A 9,049-nucleotide genomic window follows, 5' to 3' on the forward strand; every position below is an offset into this window, starting at 1 on the left:
GACCTCCTAAACGTCCGACCAGCTCACTATGGGACAGATGAAGACGAAGAACATTCGCCAAAAGGCCTAGATCCGAGCGAATGCGGCAGAAGCCGCATCTAGGCATTTCTGCCGATGTTTGCTGTGTGCGACTACCGCATGCTGGCTAACATGACTGAGACCACCGGCCGACGCGCGGAAACGCCGCCGCTTGAGACTCTGAATTGGAGCGACTTGGGCGTAAGCGAGCTCCCGACTGGAACGGTGACGTTGCTGCTCGCAGACGTCGAGGGCTCGACGCGGCTATGGCAACACCACCCCGACGAGATGAGCGCCGCAGTTGCGCGCCTGGACCGGGCGGTGTCGGACCTCGTGGCCCAGCACGGCGGGGTGCGCCCGGTAGAGCAGGGCGAGGGCGACAGCTTCGTGGTCGCCTTCGCTCGCGCCAGCGACGCCGCCGCATTTGCACTGCAGTTGCAGCGCACTCCGCTGTCGCCGATCAGCTTGCGGATCGGCCTGCACACCGGCGAGGTGCAACTGCGCGACGAAGCGAACTACGTTGGGCCGGCCATCAACCGCGCCGCGCGGCTGCGCGATCTGGCGCACGGGGGCCAGACTGTCCTGTCGGCCACGACGAGTGACCTGCTCGCCGACGGACTCCCCTCTGACGTGTGGATGCTTGACCTCGGCACTCATCCATTGCGGGACCTGCCCCGGCCCGAACGGGTGACGCAGCTGTGTCACGCGGGCCTTCGCAACGACTTCCCGCCGCTTCGCGGTTCGAAAACCACTGGCAAGCAACATCTTCCACCGCAGTTTACGAGTTTCGTCGGCCGCGGCAGCGAAATCGCCATCCTGCGTGGGTTGCTCTTTGAACACCGGCTCGTGACGCTGACCGGCGCGGGTGGCGTCGGCAAGACGCGGCTGGCGGTGCAGCTGGCGAACGAGGTTGATGAAGATTTCGGGGACGGGATGTGGTACGTCGATCTGGCGCCGATCACGGACCCCGACGTCGTGCCGGTCGCGGTGACGCGCGCGCTGGGATTGCCCGATCAAGCCGGTCGTTCGACGATGGACACGCTGACCCGTGTCATCGGTGATCGGCACCTGCTCGTCCTGTTGGACAACTGTGAGCACCTGATCGACGCGTGCGCGTCGCTGACCGTTGCGCTGTTGGCGGCCTGCCCGCGGGTGACCATTCTGGCGACGAGCCGCGAGCCGATCCGGGTGGCGGGCGAGGTCGCATGGGCGGTGCCGTCCTTGTCACTGGCCGACGAGGCGATGGCGTTGTTCACCGACCGCGCCCGGCATGTCCGCCCCGATTTCAGCGTGGCCGACGGTGATTCGGCTACGGTGACGGAGATCTGTCGGCGCCTCGATGGCATACCCCTGGCGATAGAGCTTGCGGCCGCACGGGTTCGCGCGCTGTCGTTGACGCAGATCCTTGATAGCCTGCACAACCGCTTCCGGCTGTTGACCGGCGGCGCGCGAACGGCCGTGCGCCGCCAGCAGACTCTGCGGGCATCTGTCGACTGGTCGCACGAGCTGCTGACCGAGCCCGAGCGTGTCCTGTTCCGTCGGGCCGGCGTGTTCATGGGCGGATTCGACCTCGATGCGGCGCAGGCCGTATGCGGTGGCAGCGACATCGAGCGTTATCAGACACTCGATCAGCTCACGCTGCTGATCGAGAAATCCCTTGTCGTAACCGAAGATACGCAGTTCGGTGGCGCGCGATACCGGATGCTGGAGACCGTCCGCCAATACGCGCAGGAGAAGCTCGGTGAGTCCGGCGAGGCCGGCGCGGTGCGCTCCCGACACCGCGACCACTACACCGCACTCGCCAGCCTGCTCAACACACCAGTACGCTCCGGTCATCAGCGCCGGCTCGAGCAGGCCGAAACCGAGATGGACAATCTGCGGGCGGCGTTCGCGTGGTCGCTCGAAAACGCCGAATTCGCAACCGCATTGCAACTTGCGTCGGCCTTAGAGCCGCTGTGGGTGACTCGCGGCCGCGTGCAGGAAGGAACGGCCTGGTTCGACGCCGCGCTCGCCGATGCCACCGCCTGCGGCATGGAGCCGCCGCCCGCGGTTCGTGCCCGCGCACTCGCCGATCGGGCCATACTCGACGGCGGGCAAAACATCCATGACAACCTGGATAAGGCTTTAGAAGCGCTGGCCATCGCCCGTGAACTCGACGACCCAGCCTTGCTGGTCCGAGCGCTCACCGGTTGCGCCGGTCTGACCGCCTACGACGCCGACGCCGCCGGTTTGTACATCGACGAGGCGCTGGGGCTCGCCCGCGCGCTGGGCGACGACTGGAGTCTGAGCCAGATCCTGGAAGTTCAGGCGTTTGCGGCGATCACCGGGAAGGGCGACGCGATCGCCGCGCGTGCGGCCGGTGAGGAAGGACGCGACCTCGCCGACGCGATCGGGGACGGATTCAACTCGCGTATGTGTCGCTGGTGTATTGCCCTGGCGCAGTGGTTTGAAGGCGATGTCACCGGAGCCCTCGCGCAGTTCCGCGATCTGGTCGCCGAGTCGGAGGTGGCCCACGACGAGATGTCCCGGATGTCCAGCCTTATCAGCTTGAGCCACCTGCTCGCCTATGCGGGCGACACGAGCGAGGCACGGGCGGCCGCGAACGCGGCTGTCGAAGTCGCGGCGGATTTCGGCGCATTCAACCAGGGCTTCGCCTACGCGGCGTTGGCGGTCGCGACTCTGGCCGCAGGCGACCTCCCCGCGTCGGCCAGCGCCGTCGAGGCGGCCTGTCAACTAATGAACATCCAGCCCGAGCTGGCGGTCGTCAACGTCATCCCGCTTGCCCAAGTTGCGCTCGCTCAGGGGGATTTGACCGCGGCCCGCCACCGGGCCGACAATGCCGTCTCGGTGGCTCCAGGCGTGCATTTGATCCAGGCGCTGGCGACGCGTGCGCGCGTAGCGATCGCGCAGAACGAACCGGATCAAGCTGCGTGCGACGCGCACGACGCGCTCACGCGCGCAGCGGACCTCAAGAAGTACTTGGCCATTCCCGACGCGCTCGAATGCCTCGCCATACTTGCGGTCTGGGCGGGCGCTCACCGAGACGCCGCTCGGCTATTCGGAGCCGCACGGGGCGTTCGCATCCGCACCGGCTACGTGCGCTTCAAGATCTACGACGCGGCCCATGACGCGTCGGTGGCTGTGCTGCGCGAGGCGACGGCCGACAACGAATTCGAAGTCGCCTGGTCCGAGGGCGAGGCGCTGTCCATGGAAGAAGCGCTCGCCTATGCGCAACGCGGCCGCGGCGAACGCAAGCGACCGTCAACCGGGTGGGCATCGCTGACACCCGCCGAACTCAATGTGGTGAAACTCGTCAGCGAAGGGCTGCCGAACAAAGACATCGCCGCGCGCCTGTTTATATCCGCACGCACCGTGCAAGCACACCTGAGCAACGTCTACTCCAAGTTGGGTATCAGCTCGAGAGTGCAACTTGCGCAAGAGGCTTCACGCCACGCTTAGTCGCCCTTGTTGCCCCGGTGCATTTTGACCGCTCCCTCCACGTTGGCCTTCTTGTCCTCTCCGGAACCCTTCGCTGCGGCCTTCTTGCGTTTGGCGACGACGGCGTCGACCGCGCCGTTGAGCGCCGAACCCAACGGGAAGCCCAGGTAGTGGGTGAGGAAGACGGCCATCTCCTTCAGTTCGGTCTCGGTGAGCTCACCGTTGAGAAGCGCTGCGTTTATTTGGATCTCGGCCAAGTCGCGGTTTCCGATCGCGGTAACCGCCGTCAGCGTCATGATGCGCTTGTCGCGCATCGACAATCCCGGTCGCGTCCAGATGCTGCCGAACAGGTGGTCGACGGTCAGGTCGAAGTACGCGTCGCCTTCGATGTTTGGCATTTCCCAGCCGTAGACCTCGTTCATCTTCGCGAGGCCCTTGCTGCGCAGCTCGTCCATTACGCCTCTTTCTCTGTGTGCGGAACCCCGAGGTCCGCAGCCAACCGCTGAAAGGCCAACTGAGCAAACGGCAGGTCGACCGAGACCGCCTCGCCGAGAGCCAGCGCCAGGCTCAGGTCCTTCTCCCCCAGCCCGCGGGCGTGCACAAAAGACTGGTACAGGAAGTTATCCGGTTCAATGTCTTTCATGTTGTCGCGCACCATGATCGCCCCAGGACCACTTGTGAGGGCATCGGTGTGACGGACTACCCGGCCGAGGGCCTGCAGATCGAGCCCGGCCGCCTCGGCGAGTCTCATGGCCTCACACGCCACGGCATACGAGGTGAAGGTCAACATGTTGCGGGCCAACTTCATTCGCGTACCCGCCCCCGGCTCCCCGGCGTGGACGACGATCGCGGCCCAGTGTTTGAACGCCGGCTTGATCCGCTCATACACCTCGCGCTCGGCGCCCACCATCGTGGCGAGCTCACCTTGCGCCGCCGCGGCCACCCCACCACTGACCGGCGCGTCGACGATATGGATGTCTCGCGGCTTGTGCTCGGCCGCGAGCCCGACCGCCGTGGTATCGCTGATGGTCGAGTGGATCGCGATGACGGTGCCGGGTTTCGCGTGGGTCGCCAACTCGCCGACCACCTCACGCACCTGGGCGTCGTTGAGTACGGTGATGTGAATGATGTCGGCGGCGGCGACGTCGGCGACGCTGTCGGCCAGGCTGGCACCCTTTTCGGCCAGGGGCGCCATCGCCTCGGTCCGGATGTCGTAAACCGTTACCCCGCCCGGCCATTCGGCCATCTTCGTGGCCATCGGCGCGCCCATGTTGCCCAGGCCGATGTAGCCGAGCCTCACGTCCTCGGGTGCGGTCATGATCGGATTATCTGTCCGCCGTCAACGTTGAAGATCTGTCCGGTGATCCACGATGCCTCGTCGGAGAGCAGGAACAGACACATGCCGACCAGATCCGCGGGCGTGCCCATCCGCGACAGCGGCAGGCCCTTGACGATGTCGTCGACCATCTCTTTGGGGGTCGTGGTCCGGTTGGCCTCGGTGTCGATGGGCCCCGGAGCAATTGCGTTGATCCGGATCTTCTGGCCACCCAGTTCGCGGGAGAGCTGCTGGGTCAGACCGTTGAGCCCCACCTTGGCCAGGCCGTAGTAGTTCGCGTAAAGCCAGGCAGCGGTGGATGACTGGTTGACGATCGCGCCCCCGCCGCGTTTGGCCATCTTCTTGTATACCGCGCGGGTGCACCACAGCGCCCCGTCCAAATTCACGCTCATGAACTTCCGGTAGTACTCCGGGTCGATGGTGAGCAAGAAGTCCAGCTTCATGCCGCCAAAGATCGCGGCGTTGTTCACCAGGTAGTCGATGCCGCCGAATTCGGCCAGCGTGCGGTCGGCCATCTCCTTGGCGGACGCGGGGTCGGACACGTCGACCGGAATGCTGATGGCGGTTCCGCCGTCGCCGACGATCTGCTTGGCGACCGCGTCGGCGGCTTCGACGTTGATGTCGGCGACCACCACCGCCGCGCCCTCGTGGGCCAGCGCCTCGGCGTACGCCTGCCCGATGCCACCACCGGATCCGGTGACGATGCCGACCTTATTCTCGAATCGCATGTATTCCTCTCGGTCGCCGAGTTGGCGCGGTCACTGCACCGCTGTGGCAATGGTTTTGATTTCCAGGTACTCCTCGAAGCCGGCCAAGCCCATTTCTCGTCCATTCCCGGACTGCTTGTAACCGCCGAACGGCGCGTCGGCGGAGTACCAGACGCCGCCGTTGACATTGACTGTGCCCACCCGCATCCGCGAGGCGAAGTTGGCCGCACGTTCGGGGTCGACACTGAACACCGTGCCCGACAAGCCATATGGCGAGTCGTTGGCGATGCGCAGTGCGTCGTCGTCGCTGTCGTGGGCGATCACGGTGAGCACCGGCCCGAAGATCTCCTCACGGGCGGGCCGCGCGTCGTTGGTCAGGCCCGCGATCACGGTGGGCTCGATGAAGAACCCGCGATCCTTGTCTGCCGGGCGGCCACCGCCACAGGCGAACGTCCCGCCCTCGGCGATCGCCAGATCGAGATAGCCCTGCACTCGCTCCCGTTGGCGGGCGGAAATCACCGGCCCACACACGGTTCCCGGGTCGTCGGGGTTGCCGGGCTTGATCGAGCCCATGGTGCCCGCCGCGATCGCGACGGCCTCGTCGTAACGGGCTCGCGGCACCACCAGCCGGGTCGTGATGGCGCAGCCCTGCCCGGCGTGCATGGCCGCGGTGAACGCAGACATCGAGCACGCCCCGCCCAGGTCGGCGTCATCGAGAACGACGAACGCCGACTTGCCGCCCAGCTCCAGGAACACCCGCTTGATGGTCGCGGCGGCATCACCCATGACGCTGCGGCCGGTCGCGGTCGATCCGGTGAACGAAACCATGTCCACCCGAGGGTCTTTCGAGAGCAACGCCCCCATTCGGTGGTCGTTCGACGTGATGATGTTGACGACACCGGGCGGGAAGTCGGTGTGCTCGGCGATGATTTCGCCGAGCACCGCCGCACACCAGGGGGTGTCCGGTGCGGGCTTCAACACCACGGTATTGCCGGCGGCCAGCGCGGGTCCCAACTTGGCGAGATTGATCTGGTGTGGGAAGTTCCACGGGGTGATCGCGCCAACGACACCGACGGCCTCCCGCGCGATCGTGCGCCGGGTCGGGATGCCCATCGGCGATGCCTGTCCGAGGTCAGCGTTCCACTCGTAGGACTCGGCGGTGTCGGCCGCGAAGCTCAGGTCACCGACCGGTCCCTCCAATTGGGCGGCCGAAGTGAGCATCCGCGGGGCGCCGACCTCGGCGATGGTGATGTCGCGCAGTTCCTCGATGTGGTCGCGCATCGCGTCGCGCAGCTGCCGAATGCAACGCACCCGCAATTCGGTGTTGCGGGACCAGTCCGTCTCGTCGAAGGCGCGCCGCGCGGCGTCGATGGCGCGGTCCATGTCGGTGGCGTCGCCGTTTGCGGCAACGCCCAGCACCTCCTCGGTCGCCGGGTTCACCGTGGGGAAGTTGCCGGCGCTTCCGGCCGACAGCTTGCCGTCGATGAACAGTTCACTTACGCCGTCGGCCAACAAGGCCATGTCCCGCTCCCGTCTGTGCGCGGCGACCGCCCCGCCATTCTAATGGACAGTTGTCCGATATTGCCCGATCGAACCATAGTCGCCCGGTCATCGAAGGTGCAAGGGCCGATCCCGAAAGTCGTCCGCAAAACCGTAATACTCAGGTACTGAGCAGCGCATATCCGGATTAGGCTTGCTTCTCGCCGTTTCCTTCCACTAGCTTGGACATGTGTCCAGCGACGCACTGGTGACCATTACTTCCGACGGCGACTGCCAGACCGGTCAGCCGGCGCGTAACCGCCGCCAGGAGGAGACCTTCCGCAAGGTGTTGGCGGCCGGCATCGAAACCCTGCGGGAGAAGTCGTACGCCGGCCTGACGGTGCGTGCGGTCGCCGCCCGCGCCAAAGTCGCGCCGGCCACCGCCTATACCTACTTCTCGTCGAAGAACCACCTGATCGCCGAGGTCTATCTGGACCTGGTGCGGCAGGTTCCTTTCTTCACCGACGTCAACGAGCCGATGCCGGTCCGAGTGGACAAGGTGCTGCGTCACCTGGCGCTGGTGGTCGCCGACGAACCCGAGGTCGGTGCCGCGTGCACGACGGCACTGCTCGGTGGCGGCACAGATCCGGCGGTGGGTGCGGTGCGCGACCGCATCGGCGCGGAAATCCACCGGCGCATCGCGACGGCCATTGGGCCCGGAGCCGACCCGAATACGGTGGCCGCCCTCGAGATGGCTTTCTTCGGCGCGCTGGTACAGGCCGCCAGTGGCCAGTTCACCTATCACCAAATCGCCGACCGGTTGGCGTATGTGGTGAGTCTGATTCTGCCCGGGAAGACAAGCCAGGAGACAAGAACCTAAATGACCGTCCATGTGGGCGACCACGAGTTGGTCCTCGATCCCTATGATTACGACTTCCACGAAGATCCGTACCCCTACTACAAGCGCCTGCGCGACGAAGCCCCGCTGTATCGCAATGACGAGCTGAAGTTCTGGGCGCTGTCGAGGCACCAAGACGTGCTGCAGGGATTCCGCAACAGCACAACGCTTTCCAACAAGTACGGCGTCTCGCTCGACCCCGCGTCGCGAGGCCCGCATGCCAGCAAGACGATGTCGTTCCTGGCGATGGACGATCCCGCCCATCTGCGGCTGCGGACGCTCGTCTCAAAAGGCTTCACCCCGCGCCGGATTCGCGAACTCGAGCCGCGCGTCACCGAGATCGCGAGCAAGCATCTCAACACCATGCTGGACAAGGGCAGGGACGGTGCGGTCGACTACATCGACGAGTTCGCCGGCAAGCTGCCCATGGACGTCATCTCCGAGTTGATGGGAGTACCCGAGCCGGATCGCGATCAGGTTCGGACCTGGGCCGACGGGGTCATGCACCGCGAGGCAGGAGTCACCGACGTGCCACCGGAGGCCGTCGAGGCCTCCCTTAACCTGATCGTCTACTACCAGGGGATGGTGGCCGAGCGGCGCGAGCAGCCGACCGGGGATCTGACCTCGGCGCTGCTGGAAGCCGAGATCGACGGTGACCGGCTCACCGATGACGAAGTGCTCGGCTTCATGTTCCTGATGGTGATCGCCGGCAACGAGACCACCACCAAACTGCTTGCCAATGCCGCCTTTTGGGGTCACAAGAACCCTGACCAGCTGACGCCGATCTACCAGGATCTGTCACGGGTGCCGCTGTGGGTCGAGGAGACCCTGCGCTACGACACCTCCAGCCAGATCCTGGCTCGTACCGTGTCGGGCAAGCTCACCCTTTACGACACCACCATTCCCGAGGGTGACGTTCTGCTGCTGTTGCCCGGTTCCGGGCACCGCGACGAGCGGGTCTTCGACAATCCCGACCACTACTTGATCGGGCGCGAAATCGGGCCCAAACTGTTGAGTTTCGGTAGCGGCGCGCACTTCTGCCTGGGCGCGCATCTGGCGCGAATGGAAGCCCGGGTCGCGCTCACCGAGTTGTTCAAGCGAATCCGCGGACATTGCTCGAGTGGACGCGGACGGCGTTGGCCTCGTCCACCTCGTACCCGCGGATTCGCTTGA

General features: G+C 65.5%; 7 protein-coding genes. 3 read left to right on the forward strand and 4 right to left on the reverse strand.

The genetic code is table 11. The annotated features are described in order from the left end of the window. The first annotated feature begins 138 nt into the window (after window positions 1-138). Entirely contained in the window at window positions 139-3,477 is a 3,339-nt protein-coding gene (locus A5686_RS00975) for a LuxR C-terminal-related transcriptional regulator (RefSeq protein ID WP_067929912.1), read from the forward strand. Here the strand turns inward: A5686_RS00975 and A5686_RS00980 are convergent. The 4 genes from A5686_RS00980 to A5686_RS00995 are packed head-to-tail and all read right to left on the reverse strand — an operon-like array spanning window position 3,474 to window position 7,020. Next, window positions 3,474-3,911 carry a carboxymuconolactone decarboxylase family protein gene (locus A5686_RS00980; protein WP_067929891.1) on the reverse strand — a complete coding sequence of 146 codons (438 nt, stop codon included), beginning with the start codon at window positions 3,909-3,911 and terminating at the stop codon, window positions 3,474-3,476. The two genes, A5686_RS00975 and A5686_RS00980, sit on opposite strands and share 4 nt — an antisense overlap. After that, window positions 3,911-4,774, reverse strand: coding sequence for an NAD(P)-dependent oxidoreductase (locus A5686_RS00985; RefSeq protein ID WP_067929892.1), 864 nt, complete (start codon window positions 4,772-4,774; stop codon window positions 3,911-3,913). Before A5686_RS00985 ends, A5686_RS00980 begins: the two co-directional genes overlap by 1 nt. Continuing rightward, window positions 4,771-5,520: an SDR family oxidoreductase gene (locus A5686_RS00990; RefSeq protein WP_067929893.1), complete on the reverse strand. Its 750-nt coding sequence runs from the start codon at window positions 5,518-5,520 to the stop codon at window positions 4,771-4,773. Before A5686_RS00990 ends, A5686_RS00985 begins: the two co-directional genes overlap by 4 nt. Before the next feature lie 30 nt (window positions 5,521-5,550). Further along, window positions 5,551-7,020 carry an aldehyde dehydrogenase gene (locus tag A5686_RS00995; RefSeq protein ID WP_067929894.1) on the reverse strand — a complete coding sequence of 490 codons (1,470 nt, stop codon included), beginning with the start codon at window positions 7,018-7,020 and terminating at the stop codon, window positions 5,551-5,553. A 208-nt stretch (window positions 7,021-7,228) separates the two neighbouring features. Here A5686_RS00995 and A5686_RS01000 point away from each other — a divergent pair, with 208 nt between their 5' ends. Continuing rightward, window positions 7,229-7,858, forward strand: coding sequence for a TetR/AcrR family transcriptional regulator (locus tag A5686_RS01000; protein ID WP_067929895.1), 630 nt, complete (start codon window positions 7,229-7,231; stop codon window positions 7,856-7,858). After that, entirely contained in the window at window positions 7,859-9,049 is a 1,191-nt protein-coding gene (locus A5686_RS01005; protein ID WP_067929896.1) for a cytochrome P450, read from the forward strand.

It is taken from the genome of Mycobacterium sp. E2479, assembly GCF_001667925.1.
Taxonomy (GTDB): Bacteria; Actinomycetota; Actinomycetes; order Mycobacteriales; family Mycobacteriaceae; genus Mycobacterium.